This is a genomic window from Geobacter sp. DSM 9736 (assembly GCF_900187405.1).
Taxonomy (GTDB): Bacteria; Desulfobacterota; Desulfuromonadia; order Geobacterales; family Geobacteraceae; genus DSM-9736.
Window position 1 is genome coordinate 2,834,851 of the sequence record NZ_LT896716.1, and the last position, 24,845, is coordinate 2,859,695.

20 protein-coding genes are annotated in these 24,845 nt (G+C 57.3%); 14 read left to right on the plus strand and 6 right to left on the minus strand.

From position 1 onward, the window contains the following. Positions 1 to 47: 47 nt before the first annotated feature. The 5 genes from CFB04_RS12940 (at position 48) to CFB04_RS12965 (ending at position 5,904) form a co-directional block, all read left to right on the plus strand. Positions 48 to 1,127 carry a YsnF/AvaK domain-containing protein gene (locus tag CFB04_RS12940; protein ID WP_088535655.1) on the plus strand — a complete coding sequence of 360 codons (1,080 nt, stop codon included), beginning with the start codon at positions 48 to 50 and terminating at the stop codon, positions 1,125 to 1,127. Positions 1,128 to 1,592: 465 nt separating this feature from the next. After that, positions 1,593 to 2,006 (plus strand): hypothetical protein, encoded by a 414-nt coding sequence (locus CFB04_RS12950; RefSeq protein ID WP_088535657.1) that lies wholly within the window; start codon positions 1,593 to 1,595, stop codon positions 2,004 to 2,006. Between the two features lie 168 nt (positions 2,007 to 2,174). Further along, entirely contained in the window at positions 2,175 to 2,408 is a 234-nt protein-coding gene (locus tag CFB04_RS18540; RefSeq protein ID WP_369833298.1) for a uracil-DNA glycosylase family protein, read from the plus strand. A 63-nt stretch (positions 2,409 to 2,471) separates the two neighbouring features. Further along, positions 2,472 to 3,245 carry a glucose 1-dehydrogenase gene (locus tag CFB04_RS12960; protein ID WP_088535658.1) on the plus strand — a complete coding sequence of 258 codons (774 nt, stop codon included), beginning with the start codon at positions 2,472 to 2,474 and terminating at the stop codon, positions 3,243 to 3,245. 379 nt (positions 3,246 to 3,624) lie between these two features. After that, a complete protein-coding gene (locus tag CFB04_RS12965; RefSeq protein WP_088536832.1) occupies positions 3,625 to 5,904 on the plus strand; it encodes a multicopper oxidase family protein in 2,280 nt (759 codons plus the stop codon). 179 nt (positions 5,905 to 6,083) lie between these two features. Here the strand turns inward: CFB04_RS12965 and CFB04_RS12970 are convergent, their stop codons facing one another. The 4 genes from CFB04_RS12970 to CFB04_RS12985 form a co-directional block, all read right to left on the minus strand. Continuing rightward, complete coding sequence (locus CFB04_RS12970) at positions 6,084 to 6,926, minus strand: alpha/beta fold hydrolase (protein ID WP_231934182.1); 843 nt, start codon at positions 6,924 to 6,926, stop codon at positions 6,084 to 6,086. 72 nt (positions 6,927 to 6,998) lie between these two features. Next, on the minus strand, positions 6,999 to 7,745 hold the full coding sequence (locus tag CFB04_RS12975; RefSeq protein ID WP_157698795.1) for a phosphatase PAP2 family protein: 747 nt from the start codon (positions 7,743 to 7,745) through the stop codon (positions 6,999 to 7,001). Between the two features lie 33 nt (positions 7,746 to 7,778). Continuing rightward, positions 7,779 to 8,693, minus strand: a complete 915-nt coding sequence (locus CFB04_RS12980) for a cyclopropane-fatty-acyl-phospholipid synthase family protein (RefSeq protein WP_088535661.1) — start codon at positions 8,691 to 8,693, stop codon at positions 7,779 to 7,781. Continuing rightward, positions 8,690 to 10,024, minus strand: coding sequence for an APC family permease (locus CFB04_RS12985; RefSeq protein ID WP_088535662.1), 1,335 nt, complete (start codon positions 10,022 to 10,024; stop codon positions 8,690 to 8,692). Before CFB04_RS12985 ends, CFB04_RS12980 begins: the two co-directional genes overlap by 4 nt. Positions 10,025 to 10,416: 392 nt before the next feature. On the opposite strand from CFB04_RS12985, the gene CFB04_RS12990 reads away from it, so the two are divergent. Together CFB04_RS12990 and CFB04_RS12995 are read left to right on the plus strand one after the other, a co-directional pair. Continuing rightward, positions 10,417 to 11,649 (plus strand): FIST signal transduction protein, encoded by a 1,233-nt coding sequence (locus tag CFB04_RS12990; protein WP_088535663.1) that lies wholly within the window; start codon positions 10,417 to 10,419, stop codon positions 11,647 to 11,649. Positions 11,650 to 11,690: 41 nt separating this feature from the next. Next, a complete protein-coding gene (locus tag CFB04_RS12995) occupies positions 11,691 to 13,802 on the plus strand; it encodes a PAS domain S-box protein (RefSeq protein ID WP_088535664.1) in 2,112 nt (703 codons plus the stop codon). On the opposite strand, the gene CFB04_RS13000 is transcribed toward CFB04_RS12995, so the two are convergent. After that, complete coding sequence (locus CFB04_RS13000; RefSeq protein ID WP_088535665.1) at positions 13,803 to 15,605, minus strand: ABC transporter ATP-binding protein; 1,803 nt, start codon at positions 15,603 to 15,605, stop codon at positions 13,803 to 13,805. Then, complete coding sequence (locus CFB04_RS13005) at positions 15,605 to 17,290, minus strand: ABC transporter ATP-binding protein (protein WP_088536833.1); 1,686 nt, start codon at positions 17,288 to 17,290, stop codon at positions 15,605 to 15,607. The genes CFB04_RS13000 and CFB04_RS13005 overlap by 1 nt, the downstream gene beginning before the upstream one ends. A 388-nt stretch (positions 17,291 to 17,678) precedes the next feature. Between CFB04_RS13005 and CFB04_RS13010 the strand changes: the two genes are divergently transcribed. The 7 genes from CFB04_RS13010 to CFB04_RS13040 all read left to right on the plus strand — a co-directional run bounded on the left by CFB04_RS13010 (position 17,679) and on the right by CFB04_RS13040 (position 24,819). After that, a complete protein-coding gene (locus tag CFB04_RS13010; protein WP_088535666.1) occupies positions 17,679 to 18,263 on the plus strand; it encodes a 4Fe-4S dicluster domain-containing protein in 585 nt (194 codons plus the stop codon). Then, the gene (locus CFB04_RS13015) at positions 18,260 to 19,153 is read left to right on the plus strand and encodes a CoB--CoM heterodisulfide reductase iron-sulfur subunit B family protein (protein WP_088535667.1); all 894 of its coding nucleotides are present in this window, start codon (positions 18,260 to 18,262) and stop codon (positions 19,151 to 19,153) included. Before CFB04_RS13010 ends, CFB04_RS13015 begins: the two co-directional genes overlap by 4 nt. A gap of 159 nt (positions 19,154 to 19,312) precedes the next feature. Beyond that, positions 19,313 to 21,310: a CoB--CoM heterodisulfide reductase iron-sulfur subunit A family protein gene (locus CFB04_RS13020; RefSeq protein WP_088535668.1), complete on the plus strand. Its 1,998-nt coding sequence runs from the start codon at positions 19,313 to 19,315 to the stop codon at positions 21,308 to 21,310. Positions 21,311 to 21,385: 75 nt separating this feature from the next. Continuing rightward, positions 21,386 to 21,886 carry a hydrogenase iron-sulfur subunit gene (locus CFB04_RS13025; RefSeq protein WP_088535669.1) on the plus strand — a complete coding sequence of 167 codons (501 nt, stop codon included), beginning with the start codon at positions 21,386 to 21,388 and terminating at the stop codon, positions 21,884 to 21,886. A 9-nt stretch (positions 21,887 to 21,895) separates the two neighbouring features. Then, a complete protein-coding gene (locus CFB04_RS13030; protein ID WP_088535670.1) occupies positions 21,896 to 22,816 on the plus strand; it encodes a 4Fe-4S dicluster domain-containing protein in 921 nt (306 codons plus the stop codon). Between the two features lie 78 nt (positions 22,817 to 22,894). Further along, complete coding sequence (locus tag CFB04_RS13035) at positions 22,895 to 23,899, plus strand: 4Fe-4S dicluster domain-containing protein (RefSeq protein WP_088535671.1); 1,005 nt, start codon at positions 22,895 to 22,897, stop codon at positions 23,897 to 23,899. Between the two features lie 74 nt (positions 23,900 to 23,973). Further along, a complete protein-coding gene (locus CFB04_RS13040; RefSeq protein WP_088535672.1) occupies positions 23,974 to 24,819 on the plus strand; it encodes an FAD/NAD(P)-binding protein in 846 nt (281 codons plus the stop codon). Positions 24,820 to 24,845: the final 26 nt, after the last annotated feature.

A 24,845-nucleotide genomic window follows, 5' to 3' on the forward strand; every position in this document is an offset into this window, starting at 1 on the left:
CGACTGCCGGCATAAGCCGATAGTGAATAGCCTGGAAAGGGGACTTTATGGCAAAAACAGTCGTCGGTTTGATGGACACTTCGCAGGACGCACAAAAAGTTCTTCAGGAACTTGTGAGCAGTGGTTTCGAGCGTGAAAAAATCAGCATTATGGCTGAGGAGGGCCCCCGGCAGGGGCTCAAAGGGGCAGAGAAACTCCGGAGGGTAGAGGGAGCCGATGCCGGTGTCGGAGCTGTCCCCGGGGGGGCCATCGGTGCTCTGACAAGACTGGGAATGCCGGAGCAGGATGCTCATAAGTATGCGGAAGGGGTACGGCGTGGCGGCCTGTTGATCACCGTCACCACCGATAACGACAGTGCCGACAACGCGGCTTCCATAATGCGCAGAAACGGAGCCATCGACATCGACAGGCGAGCCGAAACGTGGCGCAAAGAAGGATGGATCAGATTCGATGAGAAAGCGGCACCGCAGGCGGCCGCCGCCCCACGGGAGCGTGAAGGCGTTATCCCGGTTACAGAGGAACAGCTCCAGGTCGGGAAACGGCAAGTGGAGACAGGGGAAGTTCGCGTTTACAGCCATGTCACAGAAACACCAGTGGAAGAACAGGTGCGCCTTAGAGAGGAACGGGCGAAAGTAGAGCGGCGGCCTGTTGACCGCCCTGCAACGGAGGCGGAGCAAGCCGCATTCAGGGAACAATCATTCGAGGTCACGGAAACGACCGAAGAGCCGGTTGTCTCGAAGCAGGCTCGTGTCAAAGAAGAAGTAGTCGTAGGCAAGGAAGCTACCGAGCGCGTAGAGCAGGTTCGGGATACGGTGCGGCGTACAGAGGTGGAGGTGGAGAAGACGGGACAACCCCGTTATGGCCAACAGCCGCAGACTTCCAGGGAGGATTCGGATTTCATCACCCACTTCAGCTCCAACTATGCAACAAGAGGGGAACGTTTCGAGACATATAGATCCGCCTACCACTATGCCGAAAGCAGATCCAGTGATCCCAAACTCCAAGGAAAGGAGTGGCTGCAGGTGGAAGAAGATATCCATCAGGATTGGGAAAGGTCGCACCCGGGGACATGGGCACGGTTCAAGGAAGCCATTCATTATGGCTGGGACAAGACACGCCGGCACTGATCTCTGCGACTCCCTGATCACGTCAGGAGGCATCATGCCAAAAATTTATCAAAAGCCAGAGTCCAAGCATGAGCAAGGCAGAGACCCCCAAGGGCGAAGAACCACGGGCGAATATGACAGACCGGTACGAACGGGCCTTTCACGCGAAGTAATCATAGCAATTGCGGTTATCGTGGCATTACTCGTCATATTCTTGGTCTATCGTCTCGCACAGGGTGCAATCCTTCCGGTAATACTCTGACCTGAAGACAGATCTTTCGACAGTGAAGCCGGGGCGCCAGTCGTTCCGGCTTCTCTTGTACCCGGAATCGAAACAATCAGGAGACGACAACGACTGGAGAGATGGTATTCTATAGGAGAACCTCCAGTCTATGTCTCAGGGTTGAGAGGGAGAGCAGGAATCACCAATTTCTCCTTGTGACGCACCGGGGGAACCGGAACTGGAATAACTGAAAGGAGGCTCGAATGGATCTCACAACGATCACCCAGGGCGATGCACCAATTTCAGGCGGCAGCACGACAGCAATGGATGACCGTCCGCTCAACTACTACCCCGACCAGGCGGTGGACATCGATCAGGAGCTTCGACAGGTAAACAGGGAATCCGTTTTGGAGCGTGCTCTGGAGATGATAACCGCGCCCTCCTCAGTGCTGCTGCTGAGTGCAGGAATAGGTCTAGTACTGAGACGCAGGATCGGACTCGGCTCAGTCCTGCTCGCCGGATTCCTGCTCCGGAACGCTCTCGTGACGAAAAACCCCCCGAGGTCACTGTTGCGACGGCTCGGGATGCGGGAGAAGGACGAACTTGACGTGGAGCGCTACGCACTGAAGGCCCAGCGGGGGGACTACGGTAAACTGGAAGTTATACCTTTCAGGTAGCAGACCCACGAATGAAGAAGCCGGAACAGACACCCGCCCCGCTGATTCCGGAGCATGCGACCCTTGAACATCTGAAGTCTGCCGCTGCCGGGTGTCGTGCATGTGCACTATGGGAGCGGAACGCAAACGGTCTTCGGGGAAGGCTCGCACGTTTCACGGCTGATACTGGTGGGCGAACGTGGTGGAGACGCCGAAGACCGTCAGGGATTCCCATTTGTAGGGCCTGCAGGGCGCATTCTGGACGAAGGGGCTGGCCCGTGTGCAGGCACCGAACGACCGGATGCTTATGTCACTAATGTAGTGAAGCGCACGTGCCCCCACGACTCGCCACGATACATCCCTCTGCAATTCTGCGGGCACAAACGGAACAGGATCGCCGTAGAGCAATGGGGGGCTTCGTGAGCGACCTTGCAGCGGCAGCGCTTTAGAGCAAGGATTCGGAAAGCCATTGTTTTAGAGGACTAAATGACAAAAAGTATGACTGGCAAGGTTGCCATCGTCACCGGCGGCGCGCAAGGCATCGGGAAAGGTATCGTGAAGCGGCTCCTTCAGGAAGGTATGTCTGCGCTCATCGCCGATATGGACGGGGAAGCCGCCGAAGAAGCAGCCGCTGAATATGTACGCCTCGGAGAGGTCGCCGGCGCACAGGCCGACGTGGGAAATGAAGCAGATGTGGAGCGTATGGTGCGTGAAGCTGTCTCGCGTTTCGGGCGGCTCGACCTGCTCGTTAACAACGCCGGCATCGCCAGCCATGACTGGGGGCCTGTGGAAAGACTCGATCTTGTTACCTGGAACCGCGTCATAACAGTTAACCTGACGGGTGTTTTCCTGTGCAGCAAGTATTCGATTCCGCATCTGAGGAAGACAAAGGGTTCCATCGTCAACATCGCATCCACGCGCGCATTACAGTCGGAACCGGATACTGAACCCTATTCGGCCAGCAAGGGTGGCGTAGTCGCACTGACACATGCTCTTGCGATGAGCCTCGGACCTGAAATCCGGGTCAACTGCATCAGTCCCGGCTGGATCGACGTCGGCGATTGGAAGAAGGGTGGCCGACGGGATACCGCTATGCTCCGCCCCGAGGACCACGCCCAGCACCCGGCAGGGCGAGCGGGAAGTCCCGAAGACGTCGCTGAAATGGTACTGTACCTGGCATCGCCGGGAGCCGCCTTCGTCACCGGGCAAAACCTCATAATCGACGGCGGGATGACGCGCAGAATGATCTACATCGAGTAAACTTAAACAAGCTGGACCTCCCACCCTCATAGGTCTGGTACGCCGCATCCTCCGCCTGTCCCACTTGTCGGCACACCCACTTTTCATCCCACTCCCTTTCCAATTACTACAGTATTCCCCCTGCCCGACCACGTCACGTCCCCTCTCCATAAACACTACTAACAGTTTTCCGGTATTCTTTCGCACTGTTTCGGCACCGGCTCTTTGCGCCTTGGCGTCATTATTAATGAGCAGTGCTTGCATTCTGTCAAAGGCTGGTAAAATGGAAGGTGAATTAATAATTCCCGTCCCCGCTGGTAGGAAAAGGGGTTGACTCTACGAAAGGAGGATGCGCCACCTGCAATGCTGCTATTCAATGCATAAAGAAAAGGAGAAGACCATGATACGATCAGCTAAGGGGCTGAAGAAGGCTCTGTCCCTCGGGACGGCCATTTCTGTTTTATCCTTCACAGCGGTGGGCATCGATGCTGCGCCACTTCCGGGGGGAACCCTCGATCCCCTGAGCATCACCAAGTATGTCACCCCACTCGTTATACCGCCAGTCATGCCAAATGATGGAACGGGACCCAACAACTACGACATAGCAATCCGCCAATTCACCCAGCAGATTCTTCCGACGGGACTCCCCCCGACTACCGTCTGGAGTTACGGGTCGGCACTCGATCCGGCTACGTTCAATTACCCGGCGTTCACCATTGAGACAACTGCGAATAATCCGGTCAATGTACGGTGGATAAACGACCTCAAGGACCCGGTGACAGGCAACTTCCTGCCCCACCTCCTGCCGATAGATCAGACACTGCACTGGGCGAATCCCCCCGCCACGGGGTGCATTCACGGCCCGGTCAACTCCACGGACTGCACTACAGCGAACCCGGGGCCGTACACCGGACCTGTGCCTCTCATTACGCACGTTCACGGGGCGCACGTGGACCCGCACAGCGACGGCTATCCTGAGGCGTGGTACCTGCCGGCCGCGACGAACATCCCGGCTGGATATGCGATGAAGGGGAAGCTCTTTGACGACGCAACGGGATCGAACTTGGGGGACACCGGCTACGCCGATTTCCTTTACCGCAACGACCAGCCTGCCGCGACCCTCTGGTACCATGACCACACTCTCGGCATGACACGAAGCAATGTCTACGCAGGACCGGCAGGTTTCTGGCTCATCCGCGGCGGCGCGTTCGACGGAGCAACCAACAGCGCGACAGGACTTCCGGCGGTCCTTCCGGGGCCCGCTCCCGTCGCCGGGAATACGGTGGCAGCACTCAACACTCCGGGCGATCCGGTTCGAAACGCCGTGCGGGAGATCCCGCTCGCCATTCAGGACCGATCCTTCAACCTGAACGGCTCGCTCTTCTATCCCGCTTCCCGCGCCTTCTTCGACGGCTACCTCGGCCCCTACGCTCCCGCCTCCGACATTTCCCCCACGTGGAACCCGGAAGCCTTTTTCAACACAATGGTCCTCAACGGCAAGACATGGCCTGTTCTCGAAGTCGCCCCGGCCAGGTACCGGCTGCGCCTGCTCAACGGCTGCAACTCCCGTTTCCTCAACCTGGCCCTGTTCGAAGTGCTGAAGGACCCCGGCAACGGAAAGAAACAGAAGAACAACGCCAAACTCGGCAGGGAGTTCCCCTTTTTCCAGATCGGTGCGGAACAGGGATTCCTTCCCAAGGTGGTAATGGTGCAGACAGGATTCGCCACCGAGCTGCCCGGCAATGGGACTATCCCCGCGCTCACCCCCGCGGCTAACCCGCAGCAGGCGCTCCTCATGGGACTTGCCGAGCGGGCCGACGTCATCGTCGACTTCACCGGCCTTCCTGCCGGCACCCGGATACGCATGATCAACACCGCACCGGACGCTCCCTTCGGCGGGTTCCCCGCTCCACCCGCCGATCCATCAACAACTGGGCAGGTGATGGAATTCGTGGTCAATGCGGCTCTTCTAGGCGCCCCCGGGTCCACCGACCTTACCGCCACAGCTCCCCAGAACCTTGTCCTCAACGCAGAGCCTGTCCTCGGCGCTCCGGAAGCCGTGCGTCAGGTCTCGCTGAACGAGGAGATGTCGGGGCAGGTCTGCGTTACTGCTACACCCGCCGGGCGGATCAAGGTAATCGCAGTATCCCCGGCACCGATGAACGACGTGCAGATCGCAACGTTCTGCGCTGCGACGAACCCACCTTCGGTACCGATGGCTCCCAAGGCGGCAAAACTCGGCACCGTCGACCTTACGAACCCCGTCCTTCCCGTCGGGACTCCCCTCGCATGGGACGACATGACGGGAGCCAGCACGCCGAAGATGGTAACCCTGCAGAATGGCGTGCAGGTTATGGTAAACGTTACAGAGAACCCGGAACTGGGCTCGGTGGAAGAGTGGGAAATCTACAACTTCACGGTCGACGCTCACCCGATCCATCTCCACCTGGTCCGTTTCGAGGTGACGGGGCGGACTCCTATTCCCGGCGTTGTACCGGCACCAGTTCCAGTAGGCGTCCTGCCTTGGGAAAAGGGCTTCAAGGACACGGTCATCGCCTATCCCGGGGAAATCACCAAAGTTAAGGCACAGTTCGACATTCCAGGCCTCTATGTCTGGCACTGTCACATTGTCGAACATGAAGACAACGAGATGATGCGTCCGTACATTGTAGGGATGTAATGTAATGGCAGAAAGGGCCGCTCCGGGAGCGGCCCTTTCTTTTTCTGCTTTCCGAAGAGATGATCTGTATGGAAACGCGGGTTTGATGAGAAGCTGGCAAGGAAAAGGTGAGGGCAAATTACATTGTCAGGTTATAGAAGATTGAACGTATCGCCGTGAATGCGACTCCCAAAAACGAACTACTCCTGTATTGAGCCGCTTGACCCCTGCGATATGAACCTGTCTATTATCGTAAAGGTCTCCACCGGCTTTTCCTCCTGCGGGTTGTGCCCGCATTCCTCGATCACCTCCAGCTTCGCTCCCGGAATAGCATCCTGTAGTCTCTCCCCCTGGGATAGAGGGACGATCCGGTCGTGCCGCCCCCAAAGGAGGAGAACGGGAAGCCGGAGGCTTGCATAGAGGGGGATGATATCATCGGCATCCGGCGGAATGAGTCTGCGGCACGTCTGAACCAGCGCTCTCTTTGCATCCCGGTCACGGTAGCAGGGGGCATACCGCGATACGTGCTCACGATCCACGAGCCGCTCATCGTAATAAGCGGCCCGAAGGCCGATCCTTACCCAGGCATCGGGAGCGTAGAGCAGAACGAAAAGGGTCGCGGCCAGTCGTGACCTGAACACTTCCGCCATGAGGGGCAGACGCTGGATGAAGCCCGGTCCGGCTATGATTATGATGGACCGGAGCAGGTGCTCTTTCACCATCCGCCGAGCCTCGATGGCCGCCATGAGAACGACGGCTCCCCCCAGCGAATGCCCGGCCACCGTAGCCGCAGAAGGAAGCTCCCGCTCGATGAATTCGAGAAGTCTGACGGCGTGCGCCCGGATGGAATAATCGGCCCCTTTGGGCTTCGACGATTCGCCGGAACCGAGAAGATCCACTAGATAAACCGTGTACCTGTCGGGAGGAAGGAGAGGGACGAGGTCGGTCCATGATTCTGCCCGCGCTGCCAGCCCGTGGACAAGCACAAGCCTGATAGGGCCGCTCCCGCAGGTGCGGTAGCGGATTATTTCGGTGTCCGACAATTGGAATTCCCGGAGAGGGTAGTTCATGCTGAGATTGTACCAGAAAGAAGGAATGCGGAGGAGCAGTACGGGTCAGCGCCCTCGCTTCCCTCTCCCACCGGAAACATTTTCATAAACCATCCAGCATGCGGAGGCAGCGAAAGCGCCTGTGAGCGTGCCTGCAACCACGTCGAGCGGGTAGTGGGCGCCGACATAGATCCTCGACCAGCAGACGAGGGAGACAAAGGACCATAGCGGAAGCTTCCACTTCCACCCCCGTCGCCACCCTACCGACGTAGCAAGCAGTGCCGCGAAGGTCGCGTGTCCCGATGGAAGAGCGTTCCTAAGCTTAACCTCTCCCAGGACCCTCACCTGATCTAGGCCGAGCGCAGCCGCGGGACGCGGCACATGGAAATAATCCTTCAGCCCCGCCTGCAGCAGCATCCCAACGGCAGTCGCAAAGGCGAACAGGAACACATGTGACAGCGGCATCATTTTCCTGTTCGATAATGCTGCAACGGCAAGTATTCCAAGGTAGAGGTACACCATCCTCGACGATCCCAGCGTGATCAGTGCCTGCATCACCGGGTCGAGGAGCGGATGGTGGGCATGGTTGATCGCAAGAAACAGCTTTGTGTTCAGTGAACCGGGACCGTAGAGCAGATTGTGAAGAGAGGGGGGCATTGACTCCTCGTAAAGTGTGTATTTTTTGGCGAGGTGCTTTCCGGTACCGGTTGACCGGCTCTTGATAAAAGGGGTACGCAGCGAGCGTCGGGAACAGCGGTTCAGCACAAGGGAGTGGCGGCGGCAATTGTAGAGGAGGGGCCGGCGTTTCGTCAACCGCGTCAGTTCTCTCCCCTCTCTGCCGGATGATCAAATTGCACGCCCACTGCCTGCTGTAGGGGTTTCACCCTCCCCATCGATCCTTTGAACGGTTCCCCGCTCTCGCCGAGCCTGCCATGCGACCCCCTTCCCCGACTGCTTTTTGATTGTTCCGCGGATCGATTCGCCTGCGATCTTCCCGGTAAACGAGGCAGTAACCGGTTTTTTTCCGGCTGCATACTGAACATTGAACGAAAGCCTGTCCCCCGAGAGCCTGACATTTTTCATGGGAAAGCTGACCCCGTTACGGGTGACGGTCCCTTCTGCCTGCTGAAACTTCTGGCGCAGCTGCATCTCGAATTTTTCCTTCCCGTTCTTCCATTTCCAGCGACCGGAAGCATTGGCAGGCACAACCCAATAGTAGACGGACTGGCTCAGCGTGGAGGAGTCATCGGGCCGCCATTCCCCCATGTCGAAGGAATGGGAGACGATGCGGGTGCCGGGCCTGAGCTGGCTCAGAAGCAGTGGCCGCATCTTCAGGTTGACCGAATTCAGCAGATACATCGTCACCACCGTGGCTTCCCTTACATTCGCCTTGAACAGGTCCTGCTGAAGAAACCGCACCTTCTCCGTCACGCCGGCGGCACGGGCATTCTCCTTACTCTCCTTTATTCTTTCCGGATCGATGTCGATACCCACTCCTCGGGCACCATGCTTTTTTGCAGCGGTAATAACGATCCGGCCGTCACCGCATCCAAGATCGTACACAATATCCCTCCCCGTAACTTTTGCCATCGAAAGCATCCGTTCAACCACTTCGGTCGGTGTCGGTACGAAGGGAACATCTTTCTTCACCCCCGCTGAAGGAGCTGATGGAGAGAATATCGATTCTGCTGCCGCGTAACGTGCCGGTACCGAGGCAATGAGGAACGCCAACACATATCCGATATACCTTTTACTGATCATTTAGCTTCCTCCCTCTCTGATTTTTTATTCCTGAGCAGGAGCAGCGGCACCCCCGCCAACAGGATTGCGATGCCGACAACCGCTCCCTTCCCAGTGTGAATCAAGCTCGACCAGAGCATGTACAGACACACGAGGCAAAAGAGGATCGGGGTCGCTGGGTAGAAGGGCACAACGAAAGGACGCGGGACATGGGGATCCCGGCGCCGCAGAACGAAAAGCGAAATTCCCACAAGCAGGAGAAAGAGCCAGAATACCGGCGCCGTATATTCCACCATGGTTGCGAACCCGCTCCGGGACCTGGTACCCACGGCCACCAGAGCAAGGGAAATGGCTCCCTGAACCAGAAGTGCGTTAACCGGTGTCCCCCCTCCGGCGCTCCAGTTGCCGAGAAACCGGAACACGCGAAAGTCCCTGCCGAGAGCGTAGCTCGTTCGCGCACCGGTAATGATGGAGCCGTTGATGGTGCTGAGGGCGGCCAGAGAGACGAGGAGGGTAATGAAGTAGACACCCTCCACCCCCAGCACGCGGCGCATCACGTCTGCCGCAACGGCATCGGAGCCCGACATGCCGGTAAGGCCCAGGCTCTTCACGAATGCGATGTTCGCCATGACGTAGACGAGGGTAATCATGGCTATGCTGTACAGAAGCGCCTTCACGATGTTGCGGCGCTCCCCCCTCACCTCCGCCGAGAGGTATGCCGCTTCGTTCCACCCGCCGTAGGTAAGAAGGACGAATATCATCGCTTTGCCTATGGCACCATGGGTTTCATCCGCTCCTTGGTGGACGGAGGGAGTTGCAACACCGAAGGCAACAGAGAAAAGGACACCGAAACCGAGCGCTATGACGACGACAAACATCTTCTGGACCCAGCTCCCCATCCGGATGCCGAAGACATTGATAACAGTCAACAGCACGATGACGGCAGCTGCGTACCATGAGGAGGAGTACTCCCCCAGCCTTACGACCTGGGAGACGTAATCACCTATGAGAAACGCGAGCATGGCAATGGAACCTGACTGGATAACAGTCATCCTGGCCCAGGCGAAGAGAAAGCCGGGGGCACGACCGAATGCCCGGACGAGGTAGTGGTAGTCCCCCCCGGCGTCGGGATAGGCTGAACCTAGTTCGGCATAGCAGAGAGCACCGATGAACGAAATCACGCCCCCGGCCACCCAGAGCAGGAGAAGGACCTGCTCGCTGCCGGCATTAGCCGCCACCACCGATGGAGTCTTGAAGATACCGGCCCCGATAACGATGCCGATTATTATGGAGACTGCATCTCCGATCGATATAGTTTGCCCCGGCGCTGCAGGAGCCTGTTGTTGCTTCATGATTCCCCCTCGGCTGGGGATGGCATTAGGACAAGTGTAACTGCTTTTCCCGGGGTGTCCATGCAGTGTGGGGACTGGCGGGGCTGCCCCCATACGTTCTTCAAGCATTAGAATAGTTGCATAAATGGCTTGACTTGTCGTGGGAACAGGTGCTACACCGTAACAGCTGCGTAACACGAGCGGAGGAAGCGTGACGCATTCAGGAAGCATAGATGTTACCATGGCCGTCCTGTCAGCCTGAGCTGATGAGACGGCCTTTTTATTTCCTGCAGATCTTGTGGCTAATGCCGAAGTGGGGGAAGTATGGGCATATCTGTCGGAACCGATGAGGCGGCCTGCAGCACTGAGATTGCAGCATCTTGATGTAAAAGACCTATCGCAGGGAGCACTCAATGACCAGAATCGGAATCGGCTATGGAAATCAGGCGGACGGCTTTGCACTTGGGCAACAGGTTGTACGGGCGGCACTGGATTCCGGCGGAATCAGCACCCCCGACCTTCTTCTCGCCTTTTGCAGCGGCAATACCGATCTCCACCGCTTTTACGATGGGCTTCGAAGTCTGGTTGGAGATACGGTTCCCATTATCGGTGGTTCAAGCATCGGTGTTATCACCTGGGACGACCTCTCCTACCATGGCTGCCCAGCAGCCGCAGCTGCCATAGAATCCAGTTCCATTCGGTTCTCCATAGCATCGGCAGATGGTGTCGACATCGACGAAGCTTCTGCGGCCGCACGAATGGCGGATGGTCTCCAGTCCACAGATCTGGACAAGGCGCTCCTCCTTTTCTACGACTCGGTACGGGTGCCGGCAGGGCAATCCGGCCCCCCTGTTCTCAACTCTTCCGCGCCACTGCTGGAAGGAATCGTCAAGAAGCTCCCCTGCCACCTACCAATCATAGGCGCGGGCCTACTCGGGGACTACATGTTCCGGCACACCTGGCAGTATTGCGGAAACAAAGTCGGTACGCAGCAGGTAGTAGGCTGTATGGTTTCCGGCAATGTCTCGGCCTACCACGCGATCATGCACGGCTGCATCCCACTCGACGGGGTCTACCGCCGGATAACCCGGATTCAGGATGACGTCATCTACGAACTGGACGGCAGGCCGGTAGTTCCACTTCTCGATGAGCTCTTCGGAAACAGGGAGTGGCAGAACGAAAGGCCGATCATCAGCAACCTGACGATCGGCATAAACCACGGCGAGCGGTACGGCGCACCCATCGAGAGTAGTTACGTCAACCGACTCATAACGGGAGTGATCCCTGACGGGACCGGCATCGGTATGTTCGAGACCGACCTGGAAGCGGGGCAGGAAATCCAGTTCATGGTTCGGGACAACCGCATGATGCTCAAATCGGTCGCCGACAATGCACCGGATATTATCGAGAGGATCAGATCCGAAGGGAAAAAACCACTCTTCGCCCTTTACATAAGTTGTGGCGGGAGGACGGCGGAACAGTCTTTGACCGATGAGGAAGAAGCTGCCGAAATCCAACGGGTCATGAAGGATGCGAACGTCCCTCTTCTAGGATTTTATTCAGGGGTGGAAATCGCTCCAATGCTCGGGAGAAGCCGCGGGCTGGACTGGACAGGGGTGCTCCTGATCCTTGCGGAGGATCGCTAGTTTTGCGGGAAGACTGTTCAGAAATAAATGCGTTAAGGAAAATGCTTCTTGAAGCCCACGCCGAACGCGATTACTACCGTCACGTTGCCGAGAGGCTCGGCCAGAAGTCGCTGAGCGATACTCAGGATTTCACCCGCCTCATCCACAATCTACGGCAGACGGAAGAGAAGCTGCGCCTGATACAGGAGGAGCTCGAAAAGACGATAGCCGAGCGGACAGCCGAGCTGCTCAGAAGCAACGAGGACCTTCGGGAAAGCACCTCGCGTTACGACGAGCTGGTCCGCCGCATTCCCAATGGTGTTTACACACTGCGCTTCAGCCGTGACGGGTCAATGCAGTTCGACTACCTCAGCCCGCAGATCTGCGAAATTCTCGCTCTAGACTGCGAAGAACTTATGCGTGACGCCGGACTGGCCTTTGCCATCGCACATCCCGAAGATCGGGATAATCTCGAAAAGGCATCGCTTGAAGCCACCAGGACCCGGACGCCCTTCCGGTGGGAAGGGCGCTTCATCATCAGAAACGAGATCCGTTGGGTCCGCCTCGAAGCAGATCCGACTACCAACCCGCAGGATGACGTGATCTGGAACGGAGTTCTCAGCGACGTCACCCACCGCAAGCTCACCGAAGAGAAGCTTAGGGAGAGCGAAGAGCTTTACCGACTCCTGACTGAAGTCGCACCGAATGCAATCACAGTCGCAGATCCGACCGGAGAAATTCTGATGGCTAATCGCAAAGCCCTGGAACTCTTCGGGCATGCCGATGAGTCGGAGGCGGTTGGAAAGCCGATTTTTCAGTGGATACCTGCACACAGTGTAGATACCGCCTGCGCCGCCCTCGACGAGTTGTTTAGAAAGGGCACCTTATCCGACCTGGAGCTTAAGTTCGTACGCAGGGACGGAACGGAATTCACGGGAGAAGCTAATGCTTCGCTGCTGCGCGACTCCCACGGAGAGCCGAAGCTGATCGTTATCGTAACCTCCGACACCACGCAGAAAAAGCAGGCGGAAGCCGAACGGCTCAAACTGCAGAAACTTGAGGCGATCGGCACTCTGGCTGGTGGTATCGCCCATGATTTCAACAACCTGTTGCAGGGGGTTTTCGGCTACATAACCATGGCAAGAATGGAAATCGACCATCGAGAGGGAGCGCTTGCATTGCTGGATCAGGCAGAGCAGGCGATGAGCCAGGCAGTGAATCTGACATCACAGCTATTAACCTTCGCAAAAGGAGGAACACCGGTGAAAAAGAAGGTATCGTTGCGGCAGGCAATCGAGAATGCGACACGGTTTGCCCTAAGCGGATCAAGCAGCACCTGCACGATAACCATCGCCGACGACCTCTGGGCCGCTGATGCGGACGAAGGGCAGATCGGCCAGGTCATCCAGAACATCGTCCTCAATGCCAGCCAGGCAATGGGTCAGTCGGGGACAGTGGAAATTTCGGCCGACAATGTCGATCTCAAAGCAGGAAGCAATCAGGCGCTGCCGGAAGGGGGAAGATTCATAAGAATACAGATCAGGGATACCGGCATCGGCATGCCCCCACACTACCTTTCCAAGATCTTCGACCCCTATTTCACTACCAAGCAGAAGGGTAGCGGACTAGGCCTGGCGACCTCACACTCCATAGTGAAAAGGCATGGTGGAGCTATTTCCGTTCTTTCGGAGCCGGATAAAGGAACCATCTTCTCCGTCCATCTCCCTGCCACAGCACTGGAATCATCGGATATTGAAGAAGCAGCGCCCGCTCCGCAAGCCATCTCGGCACGAAAGGGAAGAATTCTGGTCATGGATGACGAGGAGATGGTGCGGGATGTTTCCCGGGAAATGATCGAGATGTCCGGTTACGAGGTAGAATGCGCGGCGGAAGGAGAAGAGGCTATTGAAAAAATAGGACTTGCCTGTAGTTCCGGAACTCCGTTCGACGTCGTAATCCTCGATCTGACGGTTAAGGGGGGCATGGGGGGAGAGGAGGCTATCGGGCGGATCCGGGAAATTGCTCCCGGCATCAGAGCCATCGTTTCCAGCGGCTATGCTGACAACGCGATAGTGGCCGACTACCGTGGTTACGGTTTCGATGCGTATCTCAACAAACCGTACACCCTGTCCGCCCTGAGAGAGATGCTGTCAACGCTGCTCCCGTGTCAGTGATCATCCCCTGAACTGCAGTTCGTAAAGCCGGTAGTAGAGTCCGCGCTTCGCAAGAAGCTCCTGGTGTGTTCCCTCCTCCGCTTTTTCTCCACGATGCACAACTACGATGCGGTCCGCGTCCTGGATGGTGGAAAGGCGGTGGGCGACAATAAGGGAAGTACGCCCGGCCATGAGCCCTTTCAGTCCCTCCTGAATCAGTTTTTCACTGGCTGAATCCACGCTTGCCGTTGCTTCATCGAGCACGAGTATTTCCGGATCATAGGCAACGGCCCGTGCGAACGAGATGAGCTGGCGTTCTCCGGCAGAAAAGTTCTTGCCCCGCTCCCGGACCTCTTCATCGAAGCCCTTTGGAAGATCTTTGATGAAGCGGTCGGCCCCGACGAGTGCCGCGGCTAACTCCATCCTGGCGCGAGCCCGCTCATCTCCCAGCGTGATATTGTCCGCAACGGTGCCGGTAAAGAGGTATGGCTCCTGGAGCACGATTCCTATGCGGCGGCGTAGATCCGAAAGGGAGTATCCACGGATGTCGGTACCGTTTAGAGCTATTTTCCCCTCATGCACTTCGTAGAGCCGCGTGAGAAGACGCGTCACTGTTGTTTTGCCTCCGCCCGTTTCTCCGACTAGCGCTATGCGCTCACCTCTGCGCAACTTCAGGTTGAATCCCTTGAGTACGTACTCATTGCCACTGTAGGCAAACCAGACATTGTCAAAGACCACGCTATCGAGAGGGTGCTGATCCCTATCCTCCGCGTATCCGCCTGGACTCTGCAGGCCGATACTCAGTGAGTTCCGTCCGGCGTCGACTTCTGTGTCTAGCAGGTGGAATATCCGTTCAAGTGCAGCCATTGCTCCTTGCATGACCGAATACTTGGCCGAGAGATCCCTGATCGGAGCAAAGAACTTGTCGATGTAGTAAATGAAGGCCACCAGGGCACCGAAGCTGAGCGCCCCGCCGAGGATCTCGTTGCCGCCGTACCAGATTATGAGTCCGACGGCGACCGACGAGAGTGCCTCGACGAGGGCATAGAGAGAGGCATCCCAGGTGATGACCGGTAGATTTGAGTCGCGATACGCGGCGTTTAGGCGGCAGAATTCGTTACGCTCGATTTCCTGCCGGTTGAAGAGCTGCACCGTGGCGATGCCGCCGATGCTTTCGGCAAGAAAGGAGTTCAGGTTGGCCAGCCGTGAGCGCACCTCGCGGAAGGCTTGCCGCATGAGCCGGCGAAAGGTAAAGGCAACCCAGAAAAGCAGGGGGAGGACCGAGAAGGTGACGAGGGAGAGCTTCAGGTTCATCCACACCATGATGCCGATGATCCCCGCCAGAAGAACGACATCCCCGATTATAGTTATGATCCCGGCGGCGAACATCTCACCGAGTGCTTCTATGTCGCTTGTCAGCCTGGTTACCAGCCCCCCCGTGGGTGTACGGTCGAAAAATGAAGCGGGAAGGCGCTGAACATGGGAAAAAAGCTCCATGCGCAGGTCGCGCATCACACGCTGCCCTATCAGTTGCAGAAGATATACCTGCAGGTAAGTGAATAGTGATTCCACGAGAAGCAGGATAAAGAACCAGAGCGCCAGAACCGGCAACCCATCGAACACCCCGGTTACCAGGTGCCTGTCCACGGTGATCTTGAGCAGATAGGGCTGTGCAAGGCGGGCTGCAGCCAGCAGGGGTAGCAGGAGCAGAGCCAGCACGACCATGCTGCGGTACGGACGAAGGTAACTGAGAAACCGCGCCACCAGCTTCCTGTCGTAAGCTTTTCCGACTATTTCCTCCTCATATAGCCCGCCAAAATGCATCAGAGTTCCTCTATCTCCGCTCGCAGCTGCTGTTCCCGATGCATTGCCGCGTATTTCCCCCCCTGCTGAACAAGCTGGTCGTGAGTACCCTGCTCAACGATCCTTCCCTCTTCGAGAACGACGATAAGGTCGCAGTCGCGCACCGCCGATAGTCGATGTGAAACGATGATTACGGTACGTCGGCCATAATATGAGGCTAGCCCCTGAAGAATGTTTTGCTCGGTGGCGGCATCCACTGCGGATAGGGGGTCGTCGAGTATGAGTATAGCCGGGTCCTTGAGCAGCGCCCGGGCAATTGCCGTCCGCTGCTTTTGTCCCCCGGACAGGGTAACGCCCCTTTCCCCCACCAACGTGTCATAGCCATTGGGAAAGCGTTCTATGTCACCATCGATGCAGGCAAGACGAGCAGCCTTTTCCACGGCAGAACGGTCAGCCCCTTCCCGCCCGTAGGCGATGTTGTCGGCGATGGTTCGCGAAAAGAGGAAACTTTCCTGAGGAATGAAACCGATGGCTTCGCGTAGCTGATGCAGGGGGATTCTGTTGATGTCCGTCCCGTCGATGAATATCTTCCCCTCCTCCACCGGGAAGAGGCGAGGGATGAGCCTTACCAGGCTCGTCTTGCTGCTTCCGACAGGACCGACTATCCCTAACTTCATACCCTTCCGGATGTGGAGAGATATACCCCGGAGAAGCGGCTTCTCTTCATACCCGAAAAACAGGTTTCGCACCTCGATCGTCCCCTCTATCCGAGGGACCTCCGCCGATTCTCGGTCATCCTTCACGATGGGACTTGCGTCGAGAATATGGCTGAGGCGTGACAGGGAAGCGGCTCCCCGCTGCATCAGGTTCAAGATCCAACCCAGCACGAGCGTAGGCCAGATGAGCATCGAAAGATATCCGTTGAACGCCACGAAATCACCAAGAGTCATGGCACCGGAGATAACCCGGCTTCCCCCGATGAAGAGGACAAGGAGGGTACCGATCCCGCCAGTTGCCGCCATCACCGGGATCATTACCCCCCTCAGTCTGGCCATGGCCATGTTGCTGGCAAAATACCTCTCACTCACTTCCTGAAAAGTTTGTACCTGGAAATTCTCCCGGCAGTATGCCCTGACCACCACTGCCGCGGAGGCATTTTCTTCGATATGGCTCGACATGCGAGCCAGATCCTCCTGGGCCTGCTTCGATCTCCTGAACATGGAAGCCGTGATTCGTTTCACGACGAAAATCATCAGGGGGAACGGGATCACGGCGAAAAATGTCAGCAGCGGGTTGATGCGGAGCATGAGGTACACCGCCGATAGATATACGACCACCGTGTTGATGATATTGAGGATGCCGAACCCCAAGAGCATCCTCACGTTTGTAAGATCATTCGCGAAGCGTGAAAGGATATCGCCGGTACGTTGCTGTGCGAAATAAGGAAGGTCGAGTGTTATGAGGCGCGCGTAAAGATCTTCGCGAATACGGTACTCTATTGTACGGCCGGCATGGAGAAGGGTGGTCCGTGAAAAGATTCGAATTACGCCCTGCGCGGCAGCCGCAGCGATAATTGCTGCCGCGTACCACGCGGGAGAGCACCCAGAAGCCACAGGTGCACGAAGGCTGTCGATGGCGAGCTTGAGAAGCCAGGGAATAAGGAGGGCGAACCCGTTCGTGCCGAGCAGGAGCAGCGCTCCCCGCATGTATGTGTAGCGGCAAGAATGAAGATACCGGTATAGTTTTTTCAGCTCGTGAATCCGAAAACTCCTTCCGGCAACCCGGTGCGAATGGTTTTCAATTTTGTAATGGAATTTCTCTTCTCTGTCAAACGCCTGAAGCAGCTCCACCGTAACCTCCAGCTCTCCGAACTACCCGATTTTAATAAATATCCTTGACAACACAAGTGGCAGTGTGATATTCACTTTTTTACTGTTGTTAAAAATATTCTTCTAACTACCCGGCACAATGAGTATGACCGGTTTCTAATTTTTTACTTTTACTAAAAACCCTGCTTGCTGCCCTTCCCTCCTCATTGATTCCCTCCACGAGAAGTGCCGCCCCTCCTCTGCCGTAGCAGGAAAGGATCAGACCGTGAAATATTCGAAAATGACGCTTTCGACCGAGACCATGAACCTCGGATTCGTACGGAAAGTGGAGTCGCTGTCAGGCTCCTCCGTCCGGCGTTGCTTTCAGTGCGGGAAATGCTCGGCCGGATGCCCCATGCGCTCTTTCATGGAGCACCCGCCGAACCGGATCGTGCGCCTTCTTCAACTGGGGCAGTACGAGCGGGTGCTCGCCGGGCGAAGCATATGGTACTGCGCCTCGTGCGAGACTTGTTCGACCAGGTGTCCCAATAAGGTGGATCTCGCTGCCATAATGGATGCGCTCAGGAAGCTGTCATGGGATGCCCAGGGGCCATCCAAGGAAAGCTACGTCCAGCTGGCGAATCGTCTATTCATCGAGAACATCCGCAGCTACGGGCGGCAGTACGAGATGAGGCTTGCGGCGGTATTCAACATGAAGAGCGGCCAGTTTCTCAAAGACCTGATGCTTGGCCCGAAATTGATCACGAAGGGCAAACTGAAGATGTTCCACCAGAAGAACAGGAATCAGCGAGAGGTGGAAAAGATATTCAGCCGCATCGAGGAGATGCGGCGTAAAGGTGATGCACCGTGAGTCCCAACCGAAAATACGACCTGACCTACTCCTACTACCCCGGGTGTTCGCTCCACGCCTCGGCCAAAGAATACGACGTCTCTACAAGGGGACTCTTCGCGGCATTGCGCATCGGGCTGAAGGAGGTTCCGGACTGGATCTGCTGCGGTGCGACCCCCGCACATAATGTCGACGAGCTGCTGTCGCTGGCGCTCTGCGGCAAGAACCTTGCTCTTGCGGAAGAAGTGGATGGCGACCTCGCCGTTTCCTGCGCCGCATGCTTCTCGCGTCTCAAGACAACACAGCATCGCCTCAAGCAAAACGACATTAAGCGCAAGCAGGTGGAAACAGCCCTTGACGGCAATGTCCCTCTCGACAAGCCGGTCAAGCACCTGCTCGACATCCTGGCCCACGACCTGGGGCTCGACCGCCTGAAGCAGAACGTATCGAGACCTCTTGAAGGGCTCAAGGTTGCCTGCTACTACGGGTGCCTACTCACCCGGCCACCGGAAGTCCCCAACCTGGACGACTGCGAGTCGCCACGAATTATGGAAGACGTCATCAGTGCGGCGGGCGCAGAGCCTGTTCTTTTCAGCCACCGGCTGGAATGCTGCGGCGCCAATTTCACGTTGTCGCGCCCCGGTGTCGTGCTCAAGCTGTCCAATGAGATACTGGCATCCGCCAAGGCAGCCGGTGCGGACTGCATCATGGTGGCTTGCCCCCTGTGCCACGGAAACCTGGACATTCGGCAACAGGAAATAGAACAGGCGGCAGGAACGCGGTACGGCATGCCGGTATTCTACATGACGCAGCTTCTTGCGCTGGCTGTGGGCGTGTCTCCGGTGCGACTCGGCCTCGACAACATGATCGTCGACCCGAAACCGTTGTTGAGGGAAAAGGGCCTGATCTAAAACGCAGCAGCGCATGGTAATTCGAAGAACCATTAAGACACCAGAGCATCAAGAAGGGCAGAAACCTCATGATTCGGCAGTAGCGAAAATGAGGTTTTTTCACCGACTTCTGCTTTAGCCTTGGTGCCTGTGGTGAAAAAGCATTTCAAGAGGATATGAATGTCCCGAATTGGCGTATTCGTCTGTCATTGCGGCGAGAACATATCGAGAACGGTAGATGTGGAGAAGGTAGCCGAGGCTGCATCCATGATCCCCGGAGTTGCGTTCGCCACCGATTACAAGTACATGTGCTCCGACCCCGGGCAAGGGCTTCTGAAAAAGGCCATTGCCGAACACAGGCTGGACGGTATCGTGGTCGCAGCGTGTTCTCCCCGTATGCACGAGAAGACGTTCCGGAATGCAGTGAAGCAGGCAGGGTTGAATCCCTTCCTGTGCGAGATGGCGAACATCCGCGAACACTGCTCCTGGGTTCACGAGAACAAGGAAGAGGCCACCGCCAAGGCGATCGACATCGTCTCCTTCATGACTGCACGGGTTAAACGTGCGAAATCCCTCGCCCCGATTACCGTCCCTGTTACCAAGCGCGCACTTGTGATCGGCGGCGGAATCGCCGGCATACAGGCCGCCCTGGACATAGCAGACGCTGGGCAACAAGTCATCCTGGTCGAAAGGGAGCCATCCATCGGCGGGCACATGGCGCAGCTCTCCGAGACCTTTCCCACCCTCGACTGCTCGCAATGCATCATGACTCCCAAGATGGTTGACGTCGCCAACCATCCCAACATCAAGCTCTACACATACTCCGAGATAGAAGAAGTTGGCGGGTTCATCGGCAACTTTCAGGTCACGATCCGCAAGAAGGCCCGCTCCGTCGATGAAAGCAAATGCACCGGCTGCGGCGTTTGCACGGCCAAGTGCCCCAAGAAGAACATTCCCAATTCTTTCGACTGCAACCGCGGAATGCGGCCTGCGATCTACGTCCCTTTCCCCCAGGCGGTGCCCAACACCCCGGTCATCGACCGCGAAAACTGCACCCGGTTCCTGACTGGCAAGTGCGGCGTCTGCCAGAAGGTATGCGGACCCGGCGCTGTCGACTACGAACAGCAGGACGAATTGGTTACCGAACCGGTCGGCGCCATTGTCGTCGCCACCGGCTTCGACCTCTACGATATCGGCCCGAAACCCGAAGACTCGATTTACGAAGGGTATGGTGAATTCGGCTACGGCACCATTCCCGACGTGATCGACGGCCTCACTTTCGAGCGTCTCGCGTCGGCCAGCGGCCCTACCGGCGGTAAGATACTCCGCCCCTCCGACGGCAACGAGCCGAAGCAGGTAGTCTTCATACAGTGCGTTGGCTCCCGCGCTAGGGAAAAAGGCATCAGTTACTGCTCCAAGATCTGCTGCATGTACACTGCCAAGCACACCATGCTCTACCATCACAAGGTCCACGACGGCCAGGCCTACGTCTTCTTCATGGATGCCAGAACCCCTGGAAAGAACTACGACGAGTTCTGGCGCAGGGCTGTCGAGGAAGAAGAGGCGGTCTACATCCGCGGGATGGTCTCCCGCCTGTACCAGAAGGGGGACAAGATCGTCGTCATGGGTAGCGACGTTCTCGTAGGGGTCCAGGTGGAGATCGAAGCAGACCTGGTCGTACTGGCCACGGCGGTACAGGCGCGTGAAGGTGCCGATTCGCTGGCACAGAAGCTCGGCATCTCCTACGACAAGTACAACTTCTATTCCGAGGCCCACGCAAAGCTTCGGCCCGTAGAATGCGCCACCGCTGGGATCTACCTTGCCGGAGCCTGCCAGGGCCCGAAAGACATACCTGAAACGGTCTCCCAGGCCTCTGCTGCCGCCGCCAAGGTGATCACTCTCTTTGCCAAGGATCAGCTGGAGCGGGAACCGATCGTTGCACGAGTTAATGAACGGTTCTGCGTCGGCTGCCTCGCCTGCAAGAAGGTATGTGCCTACGGCGCAGTCGAGGAGAAGGAGATCCGGGACCGCCATGGGCGGCTTGTCAAGGTCGTCGCATCGGTGAATCCCGGTGTCTGCGGCGGATGCGGCACCTGTCAGGCGACGTGCCCGTCGAAGAGCGTCGAGCTTGACGGATATACTGACGAGCAGGTCATCGCAATGATAGAAGCGCTTTAGGAAACCTGCCACAAAGGCACAGAGACGCGGAAAAGACTTTTACCTCGGTATTTTCTGAGTCGATTTGAGGGTTGCATGCAAGCTGAAAAAACCAAGCACGATTTCGAACCGAAGATAGTCGCCTTCGTCTGCACGTGGTGCACCTATGCCGGCGCTGATCTGGCAGGGACGAGCCGTCTGCAGTACCCTGCCAACGTGCGGGTCCTCAAATTCCCCTGCACCGGCCGCATCGATCCGGTTTTTATCCTTCGGGCCTTTCAGAAAGGCGCAGACGGCGTTCTCGTCTCGGGGTGCCACCCCGGCGACTGCCACTACATGGCCGGCAACTTCCATGCTCGCAGGCGCTTTGCCGTGTTCCGGAAGCTTCTGGAATTCACCGGCGTCGATCTTGCGCGTCTTCAGTTCTCCTGGGTCTCCGCTGCAGAAGGTGGAAAATGGGTTGAGGTGGTGACCGAGCTGACCGAGCGGGTAAGGACAATGGGCCCCCTCACCCAGTTCACCCAACTGGAAGCTGAGGAGCACTGGTCGGGGGAGCTCGATACGCCTGAGCTCAAGGAAGCATTCAAAAGCATCTGAGAAGGGTTTATGAACAATACAGCAAAGAATGTGGGGGCAGCCACCATAGACCCGGCAGTCTACGAGGCCGCAACGGCTGCCATCAGGGCCGAAGCCAAGAGAATTCTCGAAGCGGGGACGGTAGTGGCGGTGGTAGGCTATGCTGCAGGGCGCAGGGCCGGCACTGCCATGCCGGTCGTCATCTCGGATCCCGCTTGTGCGGAGAGGCTCATCTTCTCCCCAGCTTGCGTGAACAACCTAGCCCTCTACCTCACCAAGGCGAAGAAAGAGGTGTCCGGTCGGGGAAAACTTGCCATAATCGCAAAGGGATGCGACATGAGGGCTTTGGCAGGCCTCATGACAGAATCGCAGATCCGCAGGGACGATCTCTTCATCATCGGTGTTACCTGCCCGGGAGTCATGGGGGAGACCAATGAGGGGCTCGCCCGCAAGTGCCACGAATGTACCGTGCACGAGCCGCAAGGTGCCGATGTGCGGGCGGGAAGCCTGCCTCCCCTTCCACCGCTTTCACCGGTGGAAGCAGAAGAGCTTGCACGCCTGGAAGCGATGACCCCTGAAGAGCGGTGGGCCTTCTGGAAGAAGCATTTCTCCCGTTGTGTCCGCTGCCTTGCCTGTCGGCAGGTCTGTCCCTTTTGCTACTGCGAGCAGTGCCTGTGTGACAGGAACCGTCCTCAGGCTGTGGAGAGCACGCCTCGTCCGGCAGGAAACATGGCGTGGCACATAGTGCGTGCAATGCATTTGGCGGGAAGATGCGCCGGGTGCGCGGAATGCGAACGTGTCTGCCCGATGGACATTCCGCTTAACCTGCTCAACCGGAAGATGGCAAAGGAAATGAAGGAGCTCTACGATTTTGAGACGGGGCTGACTCCTCAAGAGAAGGCGCCGCTCACGGATTATAGTGAACAGGACGACCAATCCTTCATCAAATAACACCCCACATTTTCCGCGCTCTCTGCCTAGCCGAAAGGCGCAATGAATTCTCGTCCTTGGTGTATCAAAGGGAACAAAATGGCCAAAATCATCACCAAACAAAACCTCCAGGCACTGATCGACGCTTTGATAAAAGAAGGAACGAGAGTAGTCGGCCCGAAAATCGCGGGCTCCCTGACCCTCTACGAGCCCCTGGCCGGAGGCGACGAACTCGACCTCTCCAAGCTCCCCCGGCGATCGGCCAAGGAGAGCTTCTTTCCCCTGTGCGAGACGATCCTAACCTTCCAGAAAGACAAGGCAGGCACTACCGTCACCGATATCGATCCGACAGCGTTCCCGGCTAGTGTGCTCATCGGAGCGCGCCCCTGCGACGCCGCAGCTCCTGAGATTCTCGATGCTGTGTTCTCGTGGGACTACCGCGACGATTTCTTCCTCAGTAGAAGAGAGAGAACCACCATCATCGGCCTCGCCTGCACCGAAGCGGACGACGCCTGCTTCTGCACCGCTGTCGGCCTCTCCCCCGGAGATACGAAGGGAAGCGACCTGTTTCTAGTTCCGCTCAAGGGTGGAGACTACAGGTGCGATGTCATTACCGACAAAGGCGAAAAACTCGTCGCCTCCCATGCAGGGCTCTTCACTGAAGCCCCTGCCACAGAGCCGGAGCCTCTTGCAAAGCCTGACATTGCGGCACTCGATCTAAATAAGATCAAGGAATGGCTCGATCAGCACTTCGAAGACGAGCTATGGAACGAGACAGCGGAGCGATGCGCCGGCTGCGGCGCCTGTGCCTTCCTCTGTCCTGCATGCCACTGCTTCGACATCAGCGATGAGGGAACGGAGGCAAAAGGAGCGCGTCGCAAACACTGGGATGCCTGCGGCTTCGGCAAGTTCACCAACCACGCCTCCGGCCACAACCCGCGCGATGTGCAGCCGGCCCGCTACCGAAACCGCATCATGCACAAGTTCAAGTACTACCAAGACAAGTTCAGACAGACCCTCTGCACCGGCTGCGGCAGATGCATCCGCTCTTGTCCCGTCGGAATCGACATTGCGGCGGTTTTGCAGGAAATCGAGAAACAGTAGAGGTAAAGGTAGAGTGACAGCTTGAGGCCTTTTTTTTCTTTACCTTTACCTCTACCTATACCTGAGGTTTTACCATGTGCGATCACAGCAAGAACATCTATCTTCCCCATCTCGCTACCATCGATTCCATTGTCGATGAAACCCCGGATATCCGGACCCTGAGACTCGTCTTTCAGGATGAGCAGGTGCGGGAGAACTTCACCTTCCGTGCAGGGCAGTTCGCCGAGTATTCAGCCTTCGGAGCCGGCGAGGCTACCTTCTGCATTGCATCCTCACCTACGCGCAAAGGCTACATCGAGTGCTGCTTCAGAACCGTAGGTCGTGTCACGGAGGCACTTCGCCGCCTTGAGCCGGGGGAGAGCATCGGAGTCCGTGGCCCCTACGGTAATTCCTTTCCCATTGAGAGCTTTTTCGGAAAAAATCTGGTCTTCGTCGCCGGCGGCATCGCGCTGCCCCCCCTTCGCACCGTGATCTGGAACTGCCTAGACTTACGGGACAAGTTCAAGGACATAACCATCGTTTATGGTGCCCGTACGGAGGCAGACCTTGTTTACAAGCGAGAGCTCAAGGAGTGGGAGGAGCGAGCAGATGTGAGGCTCGTGAAGACGGTGGACCCCGGCGGAAACGGACCAGATTGGGACGGCAAGGTCGGATTTGTTCCAAGTGTCCTCGAAGAGGCGGCACCTTCGGCTGAAAATACCATAGCTCTTGTCTGCGGGCCGCCGATAATGATCAAGTTTACGCTGCCCGTTCTGGAGAAGCTCGGGTTTTCGGACGAGCAGATATATACCACGCTTGAGAACCGGATGAAGTGCGGTCTAGGCAAGTGCGGCCGTTGCAATGTGGGAAACGTCTATGTCTGCAAGGACGGCCCTGTGTTTACGGCGGCACAGGTGAAGGCCATGCCGCAGGAGTTCTAGACGCAGGCGGCGCGAGATTCGCGCCC